The organism is Edaphobacter acidisoli, assembly GCF_014642855.1.
Taxonomy (GTDB): domain Bacteria; phylum Acidobacteriota; class Terriglobia; order Terriglobales; family Acidobacteriaceae; genus Edaphobacter; species Edaphobacter acidisoli.
Genome location: NZ_BMJB01000001.1, coordinates 1,104,445 through 1,129,807 on the forward strand (window position 1 = coordinate 1,104,445; position 25,363 = coordinate 1,129,807).

Genomic DNA, 25,363 nt, shown 5'->3' on the forward strand with positions numbered 1-25,363 from the left:
CGCCTGTGCAAATTCACCAAACTCTAATCGGTAAATGTAATTACCTGCCGCTTACCATGCATAGTCTTGCAACTTAACTGCAAAGTAACTGACGCTCGATCAAAGCCCCTTCCTGCGTTCTAAGGCAATGCTAAATCGCTGCGGATTTTCACACGTGGTATAGCGCACCGCATGGTGCAGAATTGCTATCCTTACACTTGTCATGGCAACCAAAAAAGAGCTCCTCAACCGTCCTATTCAGCACCTCGATCTGGCTCAGCACAACGTCGTCCCCTTGGTCGAAGCCATGCAGCATATGGCCTATTCCGCGCGCGACACCGCCCGCGCCGCCAACATCTACGACATGATGCTCCGCGACACCGACTGCGGCGTCATCCTCTGCCTCGCTGGCTCGCTCATCTCCGCCGGCCTGCAGAAGCTCATCGTCACCCTCGTCCGCAGCAATATGGTGGACGCCATCGTCTCCACCGGCGCCAACATCGTCGACCAGGATTTCTTCGAAGCCCTCAGCTTCAACCACTACATCGCCGGCGACGAGTACAAGTACGGCGCGGGCGACGCAGAGCTCCGTGAGCTGATGATCGACCGGATCTACGACACCTTTATCGACGAGGAAGAGCTCCGCATCTGCGACGAGACCCTCCACCAGATCACTAACTCGCTCCAGCCGCGACCCTACAGCTCGCGCGAGTTCATCCGAGAGATGGGAGCCTGGCTCGTCAAGAACGGCAAGACCCCCCAGGCTGGATCGAAGACAGGTGGCCGCGACTCCATCGTCCTCGCCGCTTACGAAAAGAACGTCCCCATCTTCTGCCCGGCCTTCTCGGACTGCTCCGCCGGCTTTGGCTTCGTCGCACACCAGCACGAGCGCCAGGGCAAGCCGATGGTCTCGATCGACTCGGCCAAGGACTTCTACGAACTGACGCAGCTCAAGCTTGCCAACCCCACCACCGGCCTTCTGATGATCGGCGGCGGCGTCCCCAAAAACTTCGCTCAGGACATCGTCGTTGCGGCCGATGTCCTCGGCGTCGATGCTTCCATGCACAAGTACGCCATCCAGATCACCGTGGCCGACGCCCGCGACGGCGCTCTCTCCGGCTCTACCCTCAAGGAAGCCAGCAGTTGGGGCAAGGTAGACCTGACCTACGAACAGATGGTCTACTCCGAAGCCACCCTGGCCTTGCCAATCATCGCCGGATATGCCTATCACAAGCAGTCAGCGTCATCCCGCAAAGGCAAACAGTGGTCACAGATACTAGATAAAGTGCAGGAAACGGTTGAAGTTTAGTTTCTGAGAACAAGAGAGCCCCTCAAACAGGCCCTGGCCACAAGCCAGGGCTTTGCTTTTCTGCAACTTCGTCCCACATTCGTCACCGAAACTGTTTGCATCGTGGATAACCCCCTGAGGTGTTATTGCCGTTTTTGCAAATCTTCTGGCATCCTCACTCTGAAGTTGAATATCAGTTGCAACCCCCTTGGAAGGACGACTCTAAAGATGCCAATCCTCAGCCAGCACGATCGGTTCAGCTCAGGCTCCCTCAGCCGTCCTTTCCTGGATGCCTCCCATCTGTCCTACGCCAGCCCCTAAACCACACTTTTTGCGCACGATTCGTTGAAATACTGCCCAGGCAGGAATCAAGATAGATTACCATTATTCAATACAGCAGTTACCGATGTAAGTTACCCCGGCTGGCTCATGCATATTTTCTCCCTCCTTGGATTTCTTTCGCTTCTCGCCACCTGCGGCGTTCTTTTGTTCGCATTCCTGCGTGCTCAACGCACGGTTCGCGATCTTGCCGATCAGCTCACCCAGGCACGTGAGCAACAACATCAGAACAACCTCAAACTGAACGAGCGCTCGCAGCTCGACAATCTCAAGGATGAGTTCATCTCAACGGTCTCGCACGAGCTCCGTACCCCGCTGACCAGTATTCGCGGCGCGCTCGGCCTTCTCTCCTCCGGCGTCATCGGAGACGTGGACGCTAAGGCGCAAAACCTGCTCCGTATCGCCGTAACCAACACTGATCGGCTCATCCGCCTCATCAACGACATTCTCGATCTCGAGCGCATGGAATCAGGCCGTGCGCCCTTACAGATCCGCCGCTGCTCGCTGAGCGAATTGGCGCAACAAGCGATAGAAACCATGACGGCGATGGCAGACTCCAACACGGTCCACCTCGAACTGGTCTCCTCGCCTACAGTCACTTCGCCCGAATCGCTTTTCTTCGACGGCGACCCTGATCGCATCCTGCAGGTCATCACGAACCTGCTCTCAAATGCCATTAAGTTTTCACCTCCAGCTTCGACCGTCCGGGTTCACACTGATGCGACGGCAGATTCGATCTTGCTTAAAGTCGTCGACGAGGGACGTGGCATTCCGGCAGAAAAGCTCGATAGCATCTTCGACCGCTTCCAACAGGTCGAACCCTCTGACGCTCGCCAGAAAGGTGGCACGGGTCTTGGTCTCGCCATCTGCCGCAGCATCGCACAGCAACACTCGGGTTCGATCTGGGCACAGCGCAACCTTGGCATCGGCACGACGTTTTACGTCATGCTCCCCCGCACCACACGTTCTACCGACGTTGCCGTTCCGGTACAGCCACCACGCGGCGAAGGCGCCATCCTCGTCTGCGACGACGATCCTGGAATCCGCACGGTAGTAGGAGAAAATCTTACACGCCAGGGCTATAGCGTCATAGAAGCTAACTCCGGTGAACAGTGCCTCGTGCTTGCGGCTGAAAACAAGGTGGAAGCGATTCTTCTCGATCTCTACATGCCCGGCCTCAGCGGGTGGGAGACACTCCAGCGCCTCCGCAATAATCCTGTCACGGCCAATATCCCCGTCGTTGTTCTCAGCGTGCTGTCTTCCACTCTCCGTCCGCAGCTCACCGGAGATGCGCAGGGTTGGGTGCAGAAACCCTTCAACGAAAACATGCTCTTCGCCGAGCTGGGCCGTGTGCTCCATCACGGCGAAGGTCCGGCTTATGTTCTGCTCGTCGAAGACGACCACGACCTGGCCAGCGTCGTCATTGCCAGCTTTGAAAACGCGGCCGTCCACATTGATCACGTTTCGACCCGCCAACAGGCCATCCGCCAGTGCATCACGCGTCGCCCTGACCTGCTCATCCTCGACCTCACACTTCCCGACGGAGATGGCTTCTCGCTGGTTGAATGGCTCCGCCAGCAGCCACCATTGGCCACTCTGCCGCTGGTCGTCTATTCCGGCCGAGAGATCTCCGATCCCGAGATGAACAAACTGCGTCTCGGCCCCACTGAGTTTCTCACCAAAGCCAAGGTGCAGCCCAAAGAGGTAGAAGATTTGGTCCTCTCGATGGTGCACCACATCCGCACAAAATACGCTGATCTGGCCGCCGCCGGACCAGCCGCTTAGCGGAAAATCAACAACCTGACTCCCATCTAACTCGCGTCTCATGAGAGAATAACTTCGCTCATGAGACGCGTTTTAATCATCGACGACGAAGACGATATCCGCGAGGTCGCAGCCCTTTCACTCGAAGCCACCGCGGGCTGGCAAATCCTCACTGCAAACTGCGGCACAAAGGGCATTGAAGTTGCCGCAGCCGAGCGCCCCGACGCCATCCTGATGGACGTGATGATGCCTGAGGTGGACGGCCCCACGACCTTCCGGCTGATGCAGCAAAACCCTACCATCGCCCACATCCCTGTGCTGCTTCTCACGGCGAAGGTCCAGGGCGCAGACCAGCGACGCTTCGCCAATCTTGGCGTCAATGGAATTCTCTTCAAGCCATTTGACCCGCTCACCCTGGCGCAACAAATCTCCGATATTCTTGGATGGAAAGAGGGCACGTCCGACCCTCCGCCGGCGATTCCCTCCACCTGAGCGCGCTGGAGCTCATCCTGGAACTCATCATGGATCAGAAGACCGAAGCGAAAGTCGACCATCTCATCGCAGAACTCTGGCGCAAGAACCTGCCCAGCCTGCGTGACCGTCTCGACATGCTCGATCGCGCCGCTGCCGAAGCCGCCTCAGGCAAACTAACAGAAGCAACGCGCGCAGAGGCTCAGTCCATCGCCCACAAGCTCGCCGGCAACCTCGGCATGTTTGGCTATCCAAAAGGATCAGAAGTAGCGAGCAAAATGGAACACGCGCTCAAAACCCCTACGTCCGAAACGCTCCTCACTCTCACCGAACTTGCAAAGCAGCTCCGCCAAACCCTCCCGGGCCTTTAATTCCTCGATTCCCTACTTCTCTGCCTGCTTCACGGCCCATCCAGCCATATCAATCGCGCTGGCAAAGTTGTCGTATTGCACCGGCAGATGGTTCCTATGGTCCACATACTCGTTGTAGACCCACGGGTCCACTACCGCCAGCACCGTCCCCTTGCCATACTTCGCCTCGGCAATCATCACATTGCTGTCCTTCGTGACGACAGCCTTCGCGCCGCGCGATGTTGTAATCGTGCACGTGTCCTTCATGTATCCCAGGTGCGAATGCGCGAAGACACCCGTTCCTTCCGGAATCGCCACGCTCCCGGCCGGATAATCAGCGCCCACCACATGGTTCGCCAGCACAGCGTTGTAATGGATACCGAAGATATCGCTCAACGTGTTGAAGTGCTCGATGTCGGCATTAGCCGGATCGTTCTCCAGCATCAGCAGCACTCCGCCGCCCCTGACCCACGCTGCAATCGCGCGCGCGCTGGCCTTGTCCATGTAGTGCGGGTGCGGATTCTTCACCGGAATATCGGGCGACGCAATCACATAGATCTGAGCTCGCTTCAAATCCACGAGAGTCGGCGCAGCCTTCTCCGTAGCCAACCGCGCTCCATACCGCTGAAACACGCGCCCTAAAAACGCAAAGCCATCATTCGTATCGTCATTCCACTTGTAGTGATAAAGCTCCGTCTGCCCGGCAGCGTTCTTGCGCGTCTGCGAGTTGAACCACGCATCGACCATCACGGTCTTGCCCTGCCCCAGCGCCTCCGTCGAAGCCTGCTCCATCTCCGACCCCGCCTTCAAAAACGCACCAACACCCTTCGCGTCATTAGCAACAACCTTCTCGCTCAGGTAGTAGTCATACGTCCCCGAACGATACGGTTTGCCGCCCAGCCCACCCACCGACACCGTCCCATTCAGCACCATCGACCCATCAGGCCCTGTCGCGATAAATTTCTTCTGAATCCCCTCCCACCCACGCCGCGCATTCTCCTCATACGCCTGTGGAAGGTAGCCCATCCTCACGCCCTTCGCCAGCGCGTAAACAAACATGCAGCTCGCCGAAGCCTCAAAGTAGTTCCCCTTGCGGCCCGGCTGATCCATCACCTGCCACCACAGACCCGAATCCTTGTCCTGCGCTTTTACGACCGCAGCCACAGTGCGCTGCAACGCGCGAATCACTTCAGCGCGCTCCGGCTGATTCTCTGGCATCCAGTCCAGCACATCCACCAAGGCCATCTCGTACCACCCCATCGCGCGGCCCCACACCTCAGGCGAGAGCCCCGTCTTCGGATCGGCCCACGGCATCTTCCGCGACTCGTCCCATCCATGCCGCAGCAACCCCGTCTTCGGATCGCGCATGTGCTTGTCCATCAGCAGCAACTGCTTCGCAATATCGGTAAAGTCATCCGGCTGTTGAAACGTAGCTGCATACGCTGCGCGAAACGGCTCAGCCATGTATGCGCCGTCCAGCCACATCTGGTTCGGATAGATCTGCTTGTGCCAGTACCCGCCGCTCGCCGTCCTCGGCTGCTCGGCAAGCTGGTCATTCAAAAACTTCGCAGCCTTGTAATACTTCGGCTGATGCGTCACGCGATAGACCAGCAGAATCGCGCGTCCCATCTCAATCTCATCGAGCGTATGCGCGCCGGGCTTATATCCAGTCAGAGTTCCATCGTCATTGACATACTTGTCCACCGCGGCCTTGATGTAGTGAAAGTCCGCGCCATCAGCCGTCGTATGCCACTCCGCGGCCATGCCATCCAGCAGCACACCTTCTTCATAGCCCCACTTGCCCGGGTGCCCCAGGGTCGAGATCATCCCCGCCGGCCACTCCTTGATCACTGTCTGTGCCATCTGCCGCGAAGGCGACTCCTGCGCCACGCCAACCTGCGCCATCACGCATCCCACCACCACAAGAGCCGCAATCAACCGCATTCTTCCCAACCTCACCAATAAAATTCGATCTTCAAACACAAACAGCATACCTGCTCGAATGCAGATGCGGCCAACCCTTCTTTTCCCTTCACTAGCAGTTCAGTTGCAGGACAATGCCGTCCACACCCCAGCCGCTGTCCCATTCGCACCACTGATGCTCAGATCCACAAAGCTCCCGGCAGCCACCGCAATACTCCCCGAAACCGTACAACTCGCGTTGGAAGATGCCGTGCAGGCCAGCGCAGTATCCGCCATGCTACCCGGAGCTCCCTGCCGCATCGTTACCGTAATAGTGTTGCCCTGCGTCGAATAAACCGCAAGCGAAGTAGCCGTGCAGCCAGCAGGCACCCACGTCAGCACCGATTGGCCTTCAGTCGCGCTCGCATTCGAGTTGTTCACCGAATAGTAGCTCGTCGCAAATGAGACCGCGTGGTACATCGAAGAAAATGGAATCCCGCTCGTCTCACCGCCACCGCCGCTGCCATTCGCACCAGTCGCACCCTGCGGGATCGTGAAGTTCAGCACCGCCGCATTCGCCGTACCACTGTTCGTCACCGAAGCCTGCGTTCCCGCCGCACCAGTCGTCACCGTGCCAATACTCACCGTCGCCGCAGCTCCGGCAGGTCCGGTTGGCCCCGCAACGCCCTTCGCAGCAAGCATCGCCCACTGCGCCGGAGAAGTATCCGGCTCCGAAGCCAGGCTCCCCGTCAATGCAAGATACGTCGAGCCGCCAAACGTCACCGCATCGTTCGCCAGATAACCGGTCGCCGAACTCCACGCTCCGCGAAAGTTCACCCCCGCAGCGCCCGCAGGCCCTTGTGGACCTACAGCACCCGTAGCGCCAGCCGCGCCCGGTATACCAGCCTGCGAAAGCACCGCCCAGTAGGCAGGACTCACATCCGGCTCTCGCCCCACATTCGCAGCGGTTGCAATATAGCTCGATCCTCCATAACTCACCGCACTACCCACCGCATACGAAGTCCCCGAAAGCCACTCACCCATAAAGCTCATCGGAGGCCCGGCAGGTCCCGTAGCGCCCGGCGCACCAGCAGTCCCAGCAGGCCCCTGAAGACCAGTCGCACCCGTAGCACCCGCTGGCCCAGCCGGCCCCTGCGCCGCAAGCACCGCCCACTGCGTCGGGCTCGACGAAGGCGTATTCCCCACATTTCCCGCGACCAGCGAGATGTACGTCGAGCCGTCGTAACTCACCGCATCATGCAAGCCATAGTTCGTCGCCGCCGAATAGTTGCCCGTGTAATTCGCCACAGCGGGCCCTTGAGGCCCCATCGGTCCCGTCGCTCCCGTTGCACCCGTAGCTCCCTGCGGCCCCGCTGGCCCCTGCAATCCTTGCAGACCCTGTGGCCCAGCAGGCCCTTGCGGCCCAATCCCGCCCGAAGCAAACAACGCCCAGTCCGCGGGGCTCTGGTCCGGAGTGTTCCCATGATTGCCATCCACCAACGACACATAACCCGAGCCGTTGTAGATCACGCCATCCGCCAGCGCATAGTTTGTCGTCGAAGCATACGTCCCGCGAAACGTCATGCCCGCCGGCCCGGCCGGTCCCTCTGGCCCCATCGGCCCCTGCAATCCCTGGGCACCCGTTGATCCCGTCAACCCCTGTGCTCCAGCCTGCCCGGGAATACCTTGCGCCCCCTGCGGTCCAGTTGCACCAACAGGCCCCGTCGCCCCCTGAAGCCCTTGCGCTCCCACCGGCCCGGCCACACCCTGAATCCCCTGCGGACCAGCAGGCCCCTGCGCAGTCAGCACACCCCAGTCCGCCGGACTCGACGACGGTGTGTTCCCCAGATTCCCCGCAATCAGCGAAGCGTAGCTGGCCCCCTGCCAGAACACCACATCGCCCAGCGAGTAATTGGTCGACGAAGAGTACGCCCCTCGATACACCAATCCCGGCGAACCATTCACACCCGCAGCGCCAGATGGCCCCTGAGCACCGACCGGCCCCTGCGCTCCAGTCAATCCCTGTAGTCCCTGCGGCCCCACCGGCCCCTGCGGGCCAATCAGCCCCGTACCGCCCTGCGCCAGCAGCGCCCACGATAAAGAAGTCGAACTTGGAACATTGCCCTGGTTCCCGGCAATCACCGAGATATAGCTCGACCCGTCATAGTTCACAAAGTCATTCACCGCATACGTAGCGGTCGAGTTATAGGTCCCGCGATAGTTCAGCCCCGTCACCGCGCCCCCGCTCGGTCCCGGAGGCCCTTGCAGCCCCTGCGGCCCAGCAACCCCCTGCAATCCCTGTGCCCCAGCAGGTCCCGCAGGCCCTTCGATTCCTTGCGGCCCTTGTGGCCCAACCGCGCCAGCCACTCCCTGGAGTCCTTGCGGCCCGGCTGGCCCAGTCGCACCAGTCGAAGCCAGCGTCACATCCAGCTCCGCCGCATGGCCGGTCAGATCATTCTCCTTGCTGTCGAACTCTACCGCCGCCGTTGCCGCCGTCAACGCCACGCCATTGTTCGTCGCCGGAGACGTTACCCATCCCTGCACCAACGCGGTCACGTCGACCGTCACATACTGGCCTGCCTGCGACACCTGCGCCGTCGTCGCCGCACTCCCCAGCGCAGGCAATGAAGCATAGGTCACGCTGTACTCGCCCCAAGCCCCATTCACCGGCGCGATACTCACCGTTCCAGCCGTATCCACGCGGTTGCAGTAGAGTCGCAACACCGCCTTCGATATCTGCGCCGCAGTCGTCCCCGCAGGCAGAGTCGAAAGATCAAACTGCACCAGCGCGGTATACCCGCCGCCCACATTCAAATTGGAGATTGCCCCGCTATTCACCTGGGGCTGCGCGCTGTTCACATGCGCGTCGGCCACCAGCGTCGCCTCCACCGCGACCGCCGGCAAAGCGGCACACAGCCACACCGCTACGGCCCAAAGCGCAACACGTCCCCGAACCAGCCCCATGCAGACGATCCCATCTCAACAGTGCACGTCCACTGTCACGAAAGACTCGGGACCAGCAGACTCAACATTTCCCCTAAAAAACTGGAGGCATTCCCGTTTTAGGACAAGCCCTCGGAAAACACAAGCATCTTTTTCATTCCGACTCGCATCGCCCAAGGCAAAACCGGCCCATGCATTCCACATCCAAGCCTGCATCCCATATAGTTCTGAAAGCGAGCACCGCAAAAGGACCAGTCCGCATGAGCACAACCAATCAGCCCGGCCAGCCACCTCTTCCCGAAAACCTCGTCAACATCCCGCGGCTCATCACGGCCTTCTACGCACTGCATCCCGATCCCAACGTCCCCGCGCAGCGTGTCGCCTTCGGCACCTCCGGCCACCGTGGCAACGCCTTCGCGTCCTCGTTCAACGAAGACCACATCGCCGCCATCACCCAGGCCATCTGCGACTACCGCCGCCAGCACGACATCACCGGCCCACTCTTCCTCGCGCAGGACACGCACGCGCTCTCCGAACCCGCCTTCACCACCGCGCTCGAAGTCCTCGCCGCCAATCACATCGAGACCTTCGTCGACGCCGAGCTCGCCTACACCCCCACACCCGCGCTCTCGCACGCCATCCTCACCTACAACCGCTCACACCGCGAGCATCAGGCCGACGGCATCGTCATCACCCCATCGCACAATCCTCCCGAAGACGGCGGCTTCAAATACAACCCACCCAACGGCGGTCCAGCCGACACCAACGCCACGCGCTGGATTGAAAACCGCGCCAACACCCTGCTCCACGGCAAACTCGAAGAGGTCAGGCGCACCACCTACGCCCGCGCGCTCGCTGCCGAAACGACCCACCGCCACGACTACATCACCGCCTACGTCAACGACCTCTCCAGCGTCATCGACTTCGACGTTCTCGCCGGCACCACACTCAGGCTCGCCGTCGATCCGCTCGGCGGAGCAGGCGTCCACTACTGGCCGCGCATCGCCGAGCAATACAATCTCGCGCTCGACATCCTCAACCGCAACGTCGATCCCACCTTCCGCTTCATGACCTGCGACTGGGATGGCCGCGTCCGCATGGACTGCTCCAGCCCCTACGCGATGGCGTCGATGATCGCCAACAAGCAGAAGTACGACGTAGCCTTCGCCGCCGACACCGACCACGACCGCCACGGCATCGTCACCCGCACCACCGGCCTGCTCAACCCCAACCACTACCTCGCCGTCTGCATTCAATACCTCTTCACCAACCGTCCCGGCTGGGCCGCCAGCGTAGGCATCGGCAAAACGCTCGTCTCCTCGTCAATCATCGACCGCGTAGCCAAAGGCCTCAACCGCCCCATGCTCGAAGTCCCCGTCGGCTTCAAGTGGTTCGTCGACGGACTCATCGACGGCTCACTCGGCTTCGTCGGCGAAGAGTCTGCCGGCTGCACCTTCCTGCGCCGCAACGGCCAGGTCTGGACCACCGACAAAGACGGCCTCATCCCCGGCCTGCTCGCCGCTGAGATGACCGCCCGCACCGGCCGCGACCCCGGCGAACACTACAAAGCTCTCACCGAAAAGTATGGCAACCCCGTCTACCAGCGCATCGACGCAGCCGCGACCAAAGAGCAGAAAGCCAAGCTGGCTAAACTCTCACCCGCGCAAGTTACAGCCAAACAGCTCGCCGGAGAACCCATCACCGCCATCCTCACCGAAGCCCCCGGCAACCACGCTCCTATCGGCGGCCTGAAGGTCGCCACCGAAAACGGCTGGTTCGCCGCCCGCCCATCAGGGACCGAAGACGTCTACAAGATCTACGCCGAAAGCTTCAAAGGCCCCGACCACCTCAAGCAAATCCAGAACGAAGCCAAAGCCGTCGTCTCCGCCGCCATCGCATGAAACAGACAACGACCCGCTGGCACAAACAACTCGCCACAGCCGTTATTCTGCTGTTCGGGGTCACGCTTTCACACGCGCAATCTACGTGCGCTCCTGGCGACGCATCACGAGCAGCACTGCTCCCGCTCGCGCTTCAGTACAAGCTCCTCGCGCACAAATTCACGGGCGACGACGCCGAACTCGACGCGCCTCCAGACGTCAGCCGCGATGTTGTAATGCTCCGCAAGACCCTCGATGTCGCAACACAGGCTTTCTTCCGCTGTGAAGCAGGTGATGACTCAAACCCCGCATCGCTCCAGCAAAAGCTCTCTGCATTCCTCCATACCGACCAATCCAAACGCAATAACAACGGCAATGCGGTTGATGGAATCTACGGCGCAAATCTGCAAATCCAGATAATCCCGGCAAAAGCATTTCCCAACTCACTCTTCGTCGTTCTCAACTTCGGCATCGAATGCGGCGACGACAATCTCCTCTTCCTTTACACCCAAGAAGATGGCCAATGGCGCCAGCGTCTCCACTGGTACAGCGACAAATACACCAAACCCTCCGACGCCTTCGGAGACATCTTCTTCTACGACGCAGTTCCCGGCCCCACAGAGGTGCAGCCACTGGTTGCAGTCGTGCACGGGCATCCATGGTGTACTTCGGGCTACAGTGACTTTGATCTCGATCTGCTCCAACCTGCGACGGCGACCTCTTCCCAACTACATCTCGATCACGCGGCAGACGGTTACATCCGAACGTTCGACACGAGATTCAGCCGCACAGCCAATGGTCTTGAACTGCGTGTTCACGTTGCCAGCAGGGACTCAGACCTCATCTTTCAACCGGGCATCCTGCGCTACAGCACCAACACAGGAAAGTTCATACTCCTTCCTGTCGCACTTAACGCGAGAGACTTCGTGAACCAATGGCTTGAGGAACCCTGGAGCACAGTTGCAGGCTGGTCCGCCACGCCAGGCCAGAACCTGCAAAACACGCACAACAGATTCGATTATTCGCTCCACAAAGACGGCGACGACATTCCAGGCGTAACCTTCGGCGCTGTCCGCTCCTGCACCTCCGCCCCAAACCACTTCCAGATAGAAATCGATCTGACAGACTCAAAGAGCAACAGCATCCCGCCCCTCTACGCGCAAATCAGGCAAAACCCCGGCTCTTTCACCATGCTCGCTGTCACTCCAAAGGCCGACCCAACCTGCACCGGCATCAATCTGATGCCCAAACACTGACGGCCAGCCATAGCTATTCCCCCCGCAGAGGTCGTTTCCATTGTTTGTCATTCCCGCAGGGAGTCTCTGCGTCTTGTCCATGGCTGCAGGAAAGGATTTCCACACCCATCCCTTGACACCGCTGATAACCTTAAATCAGGAGAAAGAAAAGCCCGGCATCGCGCCGGGCTTTTCAACTTAACAAGCAAATGGCATCCAACGTGCGCAAAACGTTCGTACTTATCCCATTTGTTTCGAATACTTTAGTACTTAAGTATGGGGAGGGGGGTACCCCACAATCTTCCCTTACCCCGGCGAACCTCATCTGCAACTTTCGTCCGCGCATTTCCACCTTCTCCGGTGCTACTATTGCCATCCACACGAGGCCTCGTGCGGCAGACTTCCCTACCGCCCAGGGCAGCGTCTAATGGGAAACGAACAGAGCTCACCCTCTGCTCGAAGGAGAAATGGATTCATGCAGATTCAGATCAACCCTGGCAAAAACGTGACTCTCCACTCCAAACTCTCCAACTTCGTCGAAACCGAACTGAACCGCACACTCCACAGATTCGACACCCAGCTCACCCGGGTTGAAGTCCATCTGAGCGGCGAAACCCGCACCAAACACGCCCGAGGAAAACGCTGTACGCTCGAAGCCCGCCCCCGAGGGCTGCAACCCCTCGTCGTCACCGGCACAGCGTCCAACACACAACAGTGCGTCACCGGAGCAGCTGAAAAGATGAAACGTCAGCTCGAAGCCACCTTCGGACGCCTCGCCGACCGCCGCTTCAACGCCCCGGAACCTGCCTACTCCGAAGCTTTGTAATCTCCCATAGCAAACCGAACACCCCAGCGCCGCAAGGGCTGGGGTGTTCTCGTCATGCCCGTCAATTCAGGTATCCTCAGCGCATGACCTGGGTATTCTGGGCGCTACTCTCCGCTACCTTCGCCGCCGGCACGGCGCTGCTGGCTAAAGTCGGCGTCGAAGGCATTGACTCCAATCTCGCCACGGCCATTCGCACGTCGGTCGTGGTCGTCGTCACCTGGGCGATTGCCATCGCGCTCGAAAAGCACCACGCCATCGCGCAGATCGGCCGCCGAGGCTGGATCTTTCTGACACTCTCTGGCATCTGCACCGGCCTATCGTGGCTCTGCTACTTCCGCGCCTTGAAGCTCGGCCCAGTATCGAGCGTCGCGCCCATCGACAAACTCAGCATCGTGCTCGTCGTCCTCGGCGCCTGGGCCTTCCTCGGCGAAGGCATGTCGCTGATGAAACTCGGAGCAATTTCCCTCATCGCCGTCGGCGCCATCATGCTCGTCTTCGCATAAACCAGATAGAAACCATGATGAATCCAGCACACGATGGAAACATCTATAATGGCAACAGTTCTTTGGTAGCGCCCAATGCAATGTTGGTGCCAGCTCCGAATGGGGGCGTCACGGCTTCGACGGGATTGCTTGTGGCAGAGAGGCATGTCGGGGTGTGGACACCCGTAATCGCTCACAAAACCATAAGTGCCGAACCTCAATTCGCACTCGCTGCTTAATTAACTAAGTAGCCGGACGCTCGGGCTTCGCCTATGGGCCCGTACCGTCCGTCGCACAGTAGGCTGGCCGTCCCTGCACCGTCTGAGCGGGTCCGGCAAGATCAATCAGGCTGGTCAGCGCCGCATCTTCGTCCGTTCTAAGCGTCGCCGACGAGACCAAACGAACCGGAAAAAGCATGAATGCTCTCTGTTGTAAGCTCTTTCGGACGCGGGTTCGACTCCCGCCGCCTCCACCAACTCTAAATTATTGTGTCCGCTATACTTAGCGGACATCGAAATGGCGCGTGTACTTGTAGCGTACCTAGCCTCGATGCATGTTATTGAAAACGAATCGATTAAAAGACTATGTTTTCCGCCTTATAGCAGAGAATCGTCGGGTAGCCTGGATATGGCGGCCAAGGATTCTGTGGATAGTGCTGTAAGGGACAAGATATTGTGGGAATGACAAGCGGTTGCCGATTCTTTAATGTCTCGACTTCCTTTTCGAGTTTGGCTATTTTCTCTTCCAACTCCTTCTGGGTCATGCCCTAACTAAAGCATATCGGCATAGAATTGCAAGCAACGTTATCCCCACGGTGAGGACATGGCAGTCGCAACGCGCCTTATGTGGTCCCTCAGTCTGTTTGTTCTTAGCACTGGCATTTTTGGCGCCAGCGCACAGCAAGAAGCGAAATTCGTTGTCCTTCAGACGAAGATTCCTGGGGGCTTGGTTACCACGCAAGGCACGTGGAATCCAATGAAGGTCGATATTGATCGGGCCGAGGCTAGCATCTCGCAAATTGCCAATCTGAAGGCAGAAAACACGTCGATTCATATCGATCATCCAGAAGGATATTTCAGGCAATACCTGCCGATGCGCCAGGGGGGAAGGAAGCTGCTTTACGTCAATGCCTTTTGTGACCCTCCAAACTATTGGCGCACGCAGCTTGTGATTGTGATGGATGGAGGAACTGCTTCTGGCAAGCCTTGTTTGATCCCGCTGCGGATACCTATTCGCACCTGACAATCAATGGCCGCGCGTAGCCCTCACATCCGTGTACTTCACACGTACTTCAAAAGCGCGTTTCGGGCGTTTCGTGCGTTTCTCGCGGCGTTGAAAACACAATAAGTTATTTGTTTTCAGTACACTGCAATAATCCGACTCCCGCCGCCTCCACCATATCTATATTATTGATTTCATTTTATGTAATGGATTTTGAGTTTGGCTCTTCGAACAGAGCATCCTCGCGCCATTGTCTCGGGCATGGTTACCGCCTTCCCAGCCAGCACCTCATCAATCGCGAGTTTAAGGCCTTGCTTTGTCGTGCGTGCCGGGTTAGGTGCGTCCTCAATGTAGCCGTGGTAACGCATCACACCAGAGGCGTCCAGGAGAAAGTTGTCCGTGGTGGCAAGCACTCCAAACCGGTCAGACACAGCATTCTTCTGGTCGACATAGACCGGAAAGGCAAAGCCCACATCTTTGGCATACTGCTTCACCTCTGCCAGAGATTCGTTCCCGTTGGAGTCCACAACAATAAACTGCACTCTGTCTTTGTATTCCCGATAAAGCATATTTCTGCGGAAGTTAAAAGCATTGGAAAGCGGACACCGGGTTGAGAAAAACATCACCACAGTCACCTTCCCCTTAAAATTCCGGTAGTTCACCGCATGTCCCTTCATATTGAGCACGGTGAATCCCATGACCTGTCCGCCCAGATGGTAAGACTGCGACTCCTGACATATCGTGGGAACTGATGTTACTAAAAGAATGGCAGCCAGTAGGAACTTCTTCATAGGGATCATCCTCGGGTTGATCTTGCGCGTGCAGTCACGCGGGTCCCTGAGCTACGGAACCTGCACAAACGGTGCAATCGATGGCACTCCGGAGTTGTTGACGATGAAGAGCATGTAGTAACCCGGAGGCGCAAGATTTGTATTGACCGGTGCCGTCACCGTTAATCCGCCGCTCGTTTGAGTAAAACTCAAGGGCAAATAACGCTCATTCTGATCAAAGAAATGCGTTACCGCTCCTGTCCTTATCAGTGCGACGCTCGCAATCGACGCCGCGTCGGGTGTAGCCACAAAGAAGGTCGTGCCTAATTGAATCTGACTTGGTGCCTGCGTGATGGTTGGTCGCGCTCCCTTGAACAAATATGGAGGCGAGTAGAACTCGGCGCTGTCCTCGTCCGGGACATTGCCAAAATCGTCGCCCATCCCTGACTCCAGCACGCGGCCATCGGGAAGCAGCAGCGCTGTACCATGATACTCCCTGGGGGTATGCATGGAGGCCATCGTCGACCAGGTCTGAGTCGAGGGAGACCACAGTTCCGCCGCATAAACTGCATTCGCAATGTTTCCCCCATTCTTGTCCGTCTCACCGCCGGTCGCGAGCGTAGTGCCATCGGGCAACATGGTCAGATTCATGAAGCTCCGCGGATAGGCCATCGAAGCCGTTTGACGCCACGCAGGCGAAGGCTGCGTCGTGTCCAGCACGAATGTCGTATTGGACGATGGTCCGACGTTCTGGCTGTCGGCCGCACTACCTGCCTTCATGAACTTGCCTGGAAGATACATGGTTGCGCTGCTGCCATCCACGATGTTTGAGTCAATCACCGACCAACTTGTTGTTGTTAGGTCCAGAATATCGGTATCGGTCGCATACTCCGAACCGCCGATGTGGATGACCCTGCCGTCCGGCATGACATAGAGGAAGGGATAGGTCTCGAATGGATTGTTCGCATTGGTCAGCGAGGTCCACGCGTTGCTCGAGGGATCGTAGATCTCCGAAATCCCCGCGTTGGTGTTCGCGCTCGTCTGCCAGCCTGCCACCACCAGCATCCGGCCGTCGGGCAAGGCCGTCACGTTCGGGTACCAGCGCCGGTACTGCATGTTCGGCAATGTCGTCCAGGTTAAACTCGACGGATCGAAAATCTCGGCGCTCTTGATGCCAATCGTCGTGCTGCTCTCTCCATAGCCGCCGGCGACAAAGACTCGACCGTCAGACATCATGGCTGCACCGGAGCAGAAAAGATCCACGGAGACGGGAACGTTAGTAAACGTGTTGGCCACATAGTCCCAGACCGTCGCGTCCGATCCATTCGGATAGAACAGCACACGGTTGTTCTGGAGCAAGATCAGGTTCACTGCTACTGCAGGCGTAGCGATTGGGGACGACCAGCTTCCGACAATCGCGGCATTGGCGGAGTTGTTGACCGTGATGGGAACCGAGGATGATGTTGTTGAGAGCCCTGAGTTGTCGGTCGCGATCGCCGCGAGCGTGTGCGGCCCATCCGCTACGGTTGTCGAATCCCACGTCATCGAATACGGAGGTGTCGTGACCTGAGTCCCAAGTGGTGATCCGTCCAGCAAGAATTGCACACCACTGACGGCAATCGGGTCCGACGCCATAGCAGATACGGTGACCGGTCCCGACACCAGCGCGCCCGACGCCGGAGAGGTCATCGACACAGTCGGCGGCGTCGTGTTCGTACCGCCTCCGCCTGCAAGCACCTCAACGATACTCAGGTTGAAGCGGTCCTTTGTAGGCGCTGTATCGTTGATCGTAGCTGTTGTCCCGCCGGCAGCGACCGGATTGCTCAACATCTGTACCCAATACGTATCGCCGGTGGGTGTCAGGTATTGATGTACTAGGCTCTGGCCCGAACCTACTGTGCGAGCGATCGCATTATCAAAGTCGTTTCCGACTCCCAGTACCCACGAATTATTCCCCGTGGTCACCAGCGACGCCGTTGGTGCTCCTGAAGACGCGCTATTCCCTGCCACTGCTCCGATTGCGCCCGATCCGTTTGTCCCGCTCGTATCCACCCCGGAAAAGCTCATCACCGTGATTGACGAGACGACACCTTGCGACAACGTTGCCGTCACCGTTGCATTGCTGACCGTAGAAGTTGCAAAGGCGCGCCAGACCTCCGCATCTCCGCTCTGCCCGTTCGTTCGTTCGACCAGTTCCCAGGTCAGCCCTCCTCCTGTGACACCCGTTACTGTGGTGTTCGCTCCTTTTAGATAGTCGGTCGACACAAACGCCAGCAGCAGCTCATTGCTCGCTGCCGTGGAGAACGCTGGGCTCGTTACCGTCGTGATCGGACTCGATTCATCCTGCGACTTGTCGACATCCAGACTGATCGAATTCGACGGTGCCACAGCAGTGAAGTTAATGCCGGTCGCGTTTGCCCCTCCGATGCTTACCGCCTGGCTTGCTGGATCGAACGTATAGCCGTTCTTCGCTGGAGCCACGGTATACAGGCCGTTCGCCAGCCCGCTGAATGAATAGTTGCCCCCAGCATCCGCGACTGTGCTTGCGCTCGATGGCCCACTCAGCGCAAGTGTCGCACCACTCCCCCCAGAGGAGGGACTGATCGTGCCCGAAATGCTCCACGTCGGACCATTTCCCAAGGCTGTAAAGTTCACGCTTGTCTGATTCGCTCCGTTAACCGTCACATTCTGACTCACCGGATTGAAAGTGTACCCAGTCTTGCTGGGCGTAATGGTGTAGGAACCATTGGCGAGTCCAGAGAATGAATAATTTCCACCAGCATCGGAAGTTACGCTGCCACTCGATACTCCGGTCAGGGTTACGGTCGTCCCACCGCCGCCGGTCGCGGGAGTGATACTACCCGAGACACTCCACGTGGAGCCGGTCGTCTGTACCGTAAAGTTCACCCCAGTCTGGTCTGCCCCATTGACCGTGACCGCCTGGCTCACCGGGCTGAAGATGGAACCACTAAGACTCGGCGTCACCGTGTAGGTGCCATTCGGCAGTCCGGCAAACGAGTAGTTCCCATTCGCGTCCGTAGTCACAGTCGCGCTTACCGTTCCGGTCAATGCCACTGTAACTCCACCTCCGGACGCCGATGGACTGACACTGCCGGCGATTGTCCGAACAGTCGCGCTGCTCGGCCTGAAGGTGGCCACCGTAGCAAACCACGTCCCGCTGACCTGCGTAAACGTTGCTGCTATGCTGCCTGTCGATGCCTGAATCTCGTACTCGTCCAGATCACCGTTCACCAGAGTCATCGGAGTAAATCCTGAGCCCGCGGTCGCGGTGTTGAACACGAACCCGTAGCCATAAATCAGCTCTCCGGCAGTTGTCGTCGTCACTGCTCCGCTCGACACGTTCGCGCTCGTACCTGCAGCGGACGTCGACACATCGACGGGGTAGGTTGCGGACAATCCCGTCCACTCAGAAACATGTATCTCTAGTGCCCCAGCAACTGCCGGGGTCAACGTCACTGTATTCGCTCCACCCTTGCAAAGGGGTACATACCACATATACGAGGTCACGCCTTGGTTGGGATCAGTCGCTGGAGTGGCAACTGGAATGTAGGTATTGCCCAGCGTGTCTGAAACAGCCAACGAGCCCGCCGGTCGCGCAATCGTGCCTTGCACCAGCAGAAAATCTCCTGCCACGTTATTGGCCGTAAACGTCGTGGATATAGATGCCGCCGTCGCCTCGTTTCCGTTCGCGTTGGACTGGATAAGCTGGATGCCGCTTACCACGACTGCCTGCGCAGTAAAATTCACACTCGTCTGGTTCGCTCCATTGATCGTGACCGCTTGGCTCGCCGGGGTGAACGTGTAACCGGTCGCGCTCGGCGTAACGGTATAGGATCCATTGGCAAGACTGGCAAATGAGTAGTTCCCGTTGGCATCGGCTACCGTCGTTGCATTGGCCGCTCCGCTCAACGTCACGGTAGCACCGCTTCCACCCGCAACCGGGGTGATGGCTCCGGAAAGATCCCACGTTGTAGCGCCAGTTGCCGCAGGCAGTATTTCGCAAATGCTCAGGTTGTACCTGTCGCCGGTCGGAGCAGTGTCGTTGATCGTCGCCTTTGTGCCTGCCGTGTCCACCGGCGTCGTTCGCATCTGCACCCAATACGTATCACCAGCCGGCGACAGGTACTGGTGAATCAATTCCTGCCCCGAGCCCACAGTTCGCCCGATAGCATTGTCAAAGTCATTACCTACGCCAATCACCCACGATCCGCCGACCGTGGTCACAAGCGAGGCGGTCGGTGCCCCTCGGGATGCACTTGCGCCAGCTGTCGCCCCAATCGCGCCCGATCCGTTCGTTCCGGACGTATTCACCCCTGCAAAACTCATCACTGTCATTGATGCCATGACACTTTGCGACAAGGTCGCCGTCACCGTCGCATTGCTGAGAGAGGAAGTCGCAAAGGCGCGCCATATCTCAGAAGTTCCGCTCTGCCCGTTGGTCCTTCGCACCAGAACCCAGGTCAATCCGCCGCCGGAGATGCCCGTCACCGTTGTATTTTTGCCGCTCAGATAATCCGTAGACACGAAGGCAAGCAATAGCTCGTTTCCTGTTCCAGTGGAAAACGCTGGGCTAGTGATTGTCGTGCTCGCAGTCGCGTGGTCCTGCGACACAGTGACATCGGTAGCAATCGCTCCATGCGCAGACGCGGCTGCAAGCAATGCCAGCATCATGTACACCAGCCACACAACGATCCTGCGGCTTGACACATCTAGCAAATGTCTGTGTCGGCATCCACTCGCGCTACATATAATCTGAGGCCTGCAAGATTGCGATTGATACGCGATTGACGTTACACATGCGAACATAGTTCTCCCCCTCACGTTTCAGTCAGAGCTTCAAAATACGCATTCTGGGGAGGTCAAAAGCTGGCCCTTTGTTACTACTCGTTCTCGTACCTGCACGCAGACACGAGCAACGAAAATATCTGCTATGGCATTGGCACGCCTGTTCCTCATTGCGAAATCAGAGGAGCCATCATCAATAGATGAGTTGCATCCTCCTGGTAATACGCTGTCGCTGATGCAGTTGAGCAAGCGAGTTGCAGCGGTAATTGCAGCATGTCGAATGCCACAGGAATAGCAAATTTCCACTAGATGCGGGGCTGCCACACTTTCTGAATCCGGGCGAGCTGCTACATTTCAGAGTCGAAAGAATTACCACTTCCCTGCGCAAGGAATTGCAATCTTGTGCGGTTGTGGCTTTCGGAAGCTATAGATTATTCAGCAGTGCGAAGTAGCAGTAGATGGTCACACAATTGCTCCCATTGTTGCATCTGCAAGACGATAGCAACTACAAGGTTTGGGTATAACTTAGGCCCGGAGTTTCGTTGGAGATAAACATGAAGCGTTCCTTGGGATCCCACCTGTTCTTAGCAGCAGCATTTCTCGCTGTTGCTCTGCCTGCCGTTCCCTCTTTTGCCGATGGCATTCAGGCGTTCAGTTTCACATCGGCCGTGTTCCGCGATGACGACCCAGGAACCGCCGAACTGGGTTATACGTTCACCGTCGGGAACAATCCGATCGTTGTGGACTCGCTGGGATACATCAATGATGTGTATCAAGGAACCCATACCATTGCGATCTTCGATGTGGCCACCCAGCAGATGGTTCCTGGAGCACTGGCGACAGTGACGACACCATACGGAAGCGCCATCGACACTTACTTTACGTATACCGCGTTGAGTACCCCTGTGACGCTGGCCGCGAACACCGAATACCAGATTGTCTCGCAGTTTTTTGCCGGCGAATATTACTTTACAGACGCCGAAGGATTCACTTCCGCTCCGGGTGTAACGTTCGGAATTGCGAGCTATGGTAACTATGGCGATCCGCCCTCCATTCCGGTATTTGCGACCGGAAGTTATGCGGGCAACGATCCGGGAGACTTTGGCCCGAACTTCACATTTACGCCTGTGCCGGAACCATCATCAATCTGTCTCGTCGTCAGTGGCATCTGCGGACTCGCTGCCACGGGCTTACGCCGTCTGAAACGCTGAGCATGAGGTGGAGGCGCGCGAGCACAAGACCAAGGTTCTCACTCGTGGACCATTGGCGGGTTTTATTGTGTCTCGACTTCCACCCGCTCTTCAACCGTACCGTACACGAGGCCGTCCACTAGGTCCAGGTACTCGTGCTTCTTAATATTCCAATTATTTTCTTCAATGAATTTCAGTCCACGCTCCCTCATTGCGGAAGCGCAAGCAGGCTGTTCGATCAGCCGAAGTATTCCCGCCGCCAGATCGTCGATATCCTCGGACTCAAAGAAGCCAATCAGGCCATCCTCAAAGTACATGCGGTTGATCCGCGTGTTGGAGGCAAGTACCGGAACGCCAACCGCCATAAATTCGAGGATCTTTGTACTAAGCGCTTCATTGCCAAACGAGCGTTTGCGCTTGGGCTCGATACCGAGATCGACGCTCGCCATCGTGCTTGCCACCTGTTCAATCGGTATACCGCCGCCGATCGAAACTCTGTCCCCAAGTCCGTAATCCTTCACCATGGCCGTGAGTCGCTCACGCTCTGCACCATCGCCGAAGATAATCAGTCGCAGGTTGGGGGCCTTGTCTCCAAGCCGCGCCATAGCATCGATGATGAGATCGACGCCCTGGTGCCAACTCAGCGTGCCGGGATAACACATGACAAACTCACCGTCCTGTCGAGGCTTCGACGGCTGTGACCGGAAGATAACCGGGTCGGGATAGTTGAGGATCGTGGTGCACTTCTCCGGGTGCCCCGAACGGCAACCCAACCGCTCCATCCAGAGATGATTGGCTACGATCATGTGATTGGAATAGACAACCGATAGCTTCTCCATGAGCACTAGCATCCGAAACGGGAGCGAACGCTCGCTGATCCTGAACTTGCTTGCGTACAGCTCGGGCACGATGTCGTGGATGTCAAGAATCACCTTGGCACCCATCAACCGGGGGAAAAGTGTCGAGAAGACCTGAAAATCCGGCACGGAGTGTACATGGATGAGATCGTAGGGGCGCTTTGCGTGGCGCAGCGTCAGTAGCCACATCGAGCGGACGAAGAACAGAAGCAGTTTGACGAGATAGCTGAATGGGCCTCCCTCGTCGATGACGCGACGCTGAATACGATAAACATTAACGCCCTTGATTATGTCGAAAGAAGATTGCTCCTCACGGCGCAGCACGATGGCATCCACCTCGTCACCACGGCGAACAAGGGTTTCAGCGTAGCGCCGCACGCGGTTGTCGGTCTCATAAAATGTGTATGCCACCATGCAGATTCTCATCGACTCGTCACCTCCGGCTCGGGCAATTGCACACGAACCAGTATTATCTTTCTGCTTGTACATGGTCGCCGGCTGATTTGTACCAGCATAGAACTGGACGGATGCTCAACAGGCATGCTCTGAGGCCGCAACAACAGAGGAAAATGGAGTGACATAGTGGTAGAGGATCTGGTCATACATCCAGTGAGGCAAAGGAATGTGCGTGTTCACGAGCGGCCTTAGAATTGGAATGGCAGCAGTTTTGAGCGGGCGTAGGAGAGTCTTCATTGCAGACTTGGCAGCACTGGGTGGCCTTGTGCGCTGCCCTCGCCACAATTCCAGAAAGTGCTGTCCTGCTTCAGTCCTTCCAAACTCCGGCCATGAGCGGTAAAGCGCTTCGACACGCTGAATAGTGTTCTCCAGCGTCTCGTATTTATTGTGATACCCAACGGCATCCGGATTGTAGAGGAGACGATAGCCTTGTTTCTTGAGCCGATAGCTGAGTTCTACGTCTTCGTATCCGTAGGTGCGAAACGCCTCGCTGAAGACACCATGCCGGGCAAGAAACGCAGCCTTCACACTGGTATTGCAGAAGTAGCCATGCCTGAAGTCGAGCTCCATGCCAGGTTTGAAATAGCCGAAGTTGAATTGAGGCCCATAGAGTCCTGACCACTTCATAAACGGTGTGGGACGCACACTGGGCAACCACGGAACGAAGCCTAGGATTCCAATATGTTCCTCGGGGAATTTTTTATGCCACCGGGCATGTTCCTCCGCGAGTCGCGGGCCAGGAATGATATCGTCGTCTCCAAAAAGGATCAGGTCGCCGGCTGCTTCGCGGATCGCGTGGTTGCGCGCCGCAGCTAGACCGCTGTTCTGCTGATGGAAATAGCGCAGCGGAAAGGAGAACAGATGAGCACACTCACGAACCACATCCGCTGTGTGGTCTCTTGAGCCATCATCGACCACGAGCACCTCGCTCATGTTGTGGTCTCCAGTCTGCTCCGCATAACCAATCAGCGTCTTGCGGAGAACCTCAGCCCGGTTATAAGTCGGAATAATTACACTAACCTGCATACTCACCTCAGAGCAATTTCCTGATTGCTCTTCACATTTCTCGTCTTCCGGACTCATTCATCCGACAGTATTCCAAATTCTGCAGTCACGACGAAACCGTATGGTATTCGTTCACTAATATGTCCACGGCGGCTATCTCTTCTTCTGACGGAAGGGTGGCCTTGACGAGATAGGGATAAGTGGAAGTAAGGGCTATGACAATCCACAGCATGATCGCCTGCTGTCCCCATCCAAATATCTCAGCGTTGGTCATCTCGAAGCAGAAGGCAGCCAGGTTAACAAAAAACAGCAGGCATAACCTGTTATCGGGTGATGGCAGTCGACGCGCACAACGGACCGTTCTGAAGATGACCAAAGCAAGCATAAGGCAAACAATCAGCAAGCCCACATATCCGGTCTCAGCCCACAACTCAGCAAAGGCACTATCGCAACTTGCGAATGACATCGTGCGCCCTTCAATTTTGCCAGTCAGGTGAAGCATCGGAAACGACTGTGGTCCAAAACCAAGCAGCATTCGATCGAAGCTCTGGTCTAGCCGCTCTGAAACCAGGCTGTAAAGTTCATAACGGTATTGATACGACTGCCCTTGATACGACGTGGGGTCGACTGTTGCAGCGTAGTCGTTCCAGATCGTCTCCCACACACCCGGCCGCACCACAAGCACAGTCAGGGTAAGCATCGAGATGATAACCATGTATTTCTTGATCTTTCCCCGGCCAAAGAAAAGCAGCAGCGCAAGCGACGCTGCAAGTGCCATCCATGGGCCGCGGCTCGAGGCCTTAAAGATGCAGGTAAACATCAGCAAAATACCTATCCACAGAAACGTTTTGCGTCGACCCTTTTTAGCCAGCGACAGCAAGTACAGTGTCATGGGGATAGCTAGAGCCAGGGCCGTACCGAACAAGATCGGATGGCCGAAGGTAGACTGTACCCGAAGTCCGCGAGCCGTGTCCTGGTACAAATCGCCGCTGGCGCCAAAGCGGTGAATCTCAACTGGAAACAGTGAGATAACGGACCAGTGGCCATAGGCCTCCATCACACCGAAGACAGAGCAAACAATCACCCCGCTGGCCAGTCCAAAGAGAACCTTCTTCACAGTTTCGACATCAGGAACGTATTTGGCATAGATGACATAGACCGCAATGTAGTCAAGAAGCAGTGAGAACAATGACTTCGCACTATCGGTAAAGGCAATGGAGTTTATCGCCGAGAGTGTCCACCACACCGTCAACAGGACAATCCATCCTTTGAGCGGAAGCTTCTCAGGCGAGGCGCCTCTTTGCTTGGTCATGAGCAACACCAAAAAGAACAGCATCAAAACGACAAGGCGCTGAGTTGTTATGTCGAAAAGGCCACCGATCGAGATCTTGGACTCCTCTGGGAAGAGAACCAGGAAGAACGCAGCTACCGGCAAAGTGGCGGTAAAGCCCTTTTGCATGGCTACTACGAGCAGAGTGACAACCACGAGGAAGTCGAGAATGATGACAAGAATCATGGAGACCCGTTCCAATTCTTATGTCCGGACCAGATGACCGCGCTGTGGGCCGGAGCAGATAGCTATCCTGGCACTTCTGTATT

At 57.3% G+C, this 25,363-nt stretch carries 17 protein-coding genes and 1 other RNA gene; 11 read left to right on the forward strand and 7 right to left on the reverse strand.

Going from position 1 to position 25,363, the window contains the following annotated elements:
- Positions 1 to 202: 202 nt before the first annotated feature.
- The 4 genes from IEX36_RS04535 to IEX36_RS04550 all read left to right on the forward strand — a co-directional run bounded on the left by IEX36_RS04535 (position 203) and on the right by IEX36_RS04550 (position 4,212).
- The gene (locus IEX36_RS04535) at positions 203 to 1,288 is read left to right on the forward strand and encodes a 1,9-bis(guanidino)-5-aza-nonane synthase (protein WP_188758105.1); all 1,086 of its coding nucleotides are present in this window, start codon (positions 203 to 205) and stop codon (positions 1,286 to 1,288) included.
- Between the two features lie 408 nt (positions 1,289 to 1,696).
- Entirely contained in the window at positions 1,697 to 3,391 is a 1,695-nt protein-coding gene (locus IEX36_RS04540) for an ATP-binding response regulator (protein WP_188758106.1), read from the forward strand.
- A gap of 60 nt (positions 3,392 to 3,451) precedes the next feature.
- Positions 3,452 to 3,862 carry a response regulator gene (locus IEX36_RS04545; protein WP_188758107.1) on the forward strand — a complete coding sequence of 137 codons (411 nt, stop codon included), beginning with the start codon at positions 3,452 to 3,454 and terminating at the stop codon, positions 3,860 to 3,862.
- A 29-nt stretch (positions 3,863 to 3,891) separates the two neighbouring features.
- Positions 3,892 to 4,212 (forward strand): Hpt domain-containing protein, encoded by a 321-nt coding sequence (locus IEX36_RS04550; protein ID WP_188758108.1) that lies wholly within the window; start codon positions 3,892 to 3,894, stop codon positions 4,210 to 4,212.
- Between the two features lie 12 nt (positions 4,213 to 4,224).
- Here IEX36_RS04550 and IEX36_RS04555 read toward each other — a convergent pair whose 3' ends face one another.
- Positions 4,225 to 6,135 carry a glycoside hydrolase family 88 protein gene (locus IEX36_RS04555; RefSeq protein WP_188758109.1) on the reverse strand — a complete coding sequence of 637 codons (1,911 nt, stop codon included), beginning with the start codon at positions 6,133 to 6,135 and terminating at the stop codon, positions 4,225 to 4,227.
- A 99-nt stretch (positions 6,136 to 6,234) separates the two neighbouring features.
- On the reverse strand, positions 6,235 to 9,057 hold the full coding sequence (locus IEX36_RS04560) for a DNRLRE domain-containing protein (protein WP_188758110.1): 2,823 nt from the start codon (positions 9,055 to 9,057) through the stop codon (positions 6,235 to 6,237).
- Positions 9,058 to 9,296: 239 nt separating this feature from the next.
- Here IEX36_RS04560 and pgm point away from each other — a divergent pair, with 239 nt between their 5' ends.
- The 6 genes from pgm (at position 9,297) to IEX36_RS04590 (ending at position 14,701) form a co-directional block, all read left to right on the forward strand.
- Positions 9,297 to 10,937 (forward strand): phosphoglucomutase (alpha-D-glucose-1,6-bisphosphate-dependent), encoded by a 1,641-nt coding sequence (gene pgm / locus IEX36_RS04565; RefSeq protein WP_188758111.1) that lies wholly within the window; start codon positions 9,297 to 9,299, stop codon positions 10,935 to 10,937.
- A complete protein-coding gene (locus IEX36_RS04570) occupies positions 10,934 to 12,172 on the forward strand; it encodes a hypothetical protein (RefSeq protein WP_188758112.1) in 1,239 nt (412 codons plus the stop codon). Before pgm ends, IEX36_RS04570 begins: the two co-directional genes overlap by 4 nt.
- A 454-nt stretch (positions 12,173 to 12,626) precedes the next feature.
- Entirely contained in the window at positions 12,627 to 12,977 is a 351-nt protein-coding gene (locus tag IEX36_RS04575) for an HPF/RaiA family ribosome-associated protein (RefSeq protein WP_188758113.1), read from the forward strand.
- A gap of 83 nt (positions 12,978 to 13,060) precedes the next feature.
- The gene (locus IEX36_RS04580; protein ID WP_188758114.1) at positions 13,061 to 13,480 is read left to right on the forward strand and encodes an EamA family transporter; all 420 of its coding nucleotides are present in this window, start codon (positions 13,061 to 13,063) and stop codon (positions 13,478 to 13,480) included.
- 101 nt (positions 13,481 to 13,581) lie between these two features.
- Positions 13,582 to 13,934: a transfer-messenger RNA gene (gene ssrA, locus IEX36_RS04585) on the forward strand.
- Between the two features lie 347 nt (positions 13,935 to 14,281).
- Positions 14,282 to 14,701, forward strand: a complete 420-nt coding sequence (locus IEX36_RS04590; protein ID WP_188758115.1) for a hypothetical protein — start codon at positions 14,282 to 14,284, stop codon at positions 14,699 to 14,701.
- Between the two features lie 173 nt (positions 14,702 to 14,874).
- Here IEX36_RS04590 and IEX36_RS04595 read toward each other — a convergent pair whose 3' ends face one another.
- Entirely contained in the window at positions 14,875 to 15,471 is a 597-nt protein-coding gene (locus tag IEX36_RS04595; protein ID WP_188758116.1) for a redoxin domain-containing protein, read from the reverse strand.
- A 51-nt stretch (positions 15,472 to 15,522) separates the two neighbouring features.
- On the reverse strand, positions 15,523 to 20,178 hold the full coding sequence (locus IEX36_RS04600; protein WP_188758117.1) for a carboxypeptidase regulatory-like domain-containing protein: 4,656 nt from the start codon (positions 20,176 to 20,178) through the stop codon (positions 15,523 to 15,525).
- A 632-nt stretch (positions 20,179 to 20,810) separates the two neighbouring features.
- Here IEX36_RS04600 and IEX36_RS04605 point away from each other — a divergent pair.
- Positions 20,811 to 21,467 carry a DUF4082 domain-containing protein gene (locus IEX36_RS04605; protein ID WP_188759820.1) on the forward strand — a complete coding sequence of 219 codons (657 nt, stop codon included), beginning with the start codon at positions 20,811 to 20,813 and terminating at the stop codon, positions 21,465 to 21,467.
- A 62-nt stretch (positions 21,468 to 21,529) separates the two neighbouring features.
- On the opposite strand, the gene IEX36_RS04610 is transcribed toward IEX36_RS04605, so the two are convergent.
- The 3 genes from IEX36_RS04610 to IEX36_RS04620 all read right to left on the reverse strand — a co-directional run bounded on the left by IEX36_RS04610 (position 21,530) and on the right by IEX36_RS04620 (position 25,280).
- Complete coding sequence (locus IEX36_RS04610; RefSeq protein WP_188758118.1) at positions 21,530 to 22,792, reverse strand: glycosyltransferase family 4 protein; 1,263 nt, start codon at positions 22,790 to 22,792, stop codon at positions 21,530 to 21,532.
- A 42-nt stretch (positions 22,793 to 22,834) separates the two neighbouring features.
- Positions 22,835 to 23,785 carry a glycosyltransferase family 2 protein gene (locus IEX36_RS04615; protein ID WP_188758119.1) on the reverse strand — a complete coding sequence of 317 codons (951 nt, stop codon included), beginning with the start codon at positions 23,783 to 23,785 and terminating at the stop codon, positions 22,835 to 22,837.
- 85 nt (positions 23,786 to 23,870) lie between these two features.
- Positions 23,871 to 25,280, reverse strand: a complete 1,410-nt coding sequence (locus tag IEX36_RS04620) for an O-antigen ligase family protein (RefSeq protein ID WP_188758120.1) — start codon at positions 25,278 to 25,280, stop codon at positions 23,871 to 23,873.
- Positions 25,281 to 25,363 lie beyond the last annotated feature (83 nt).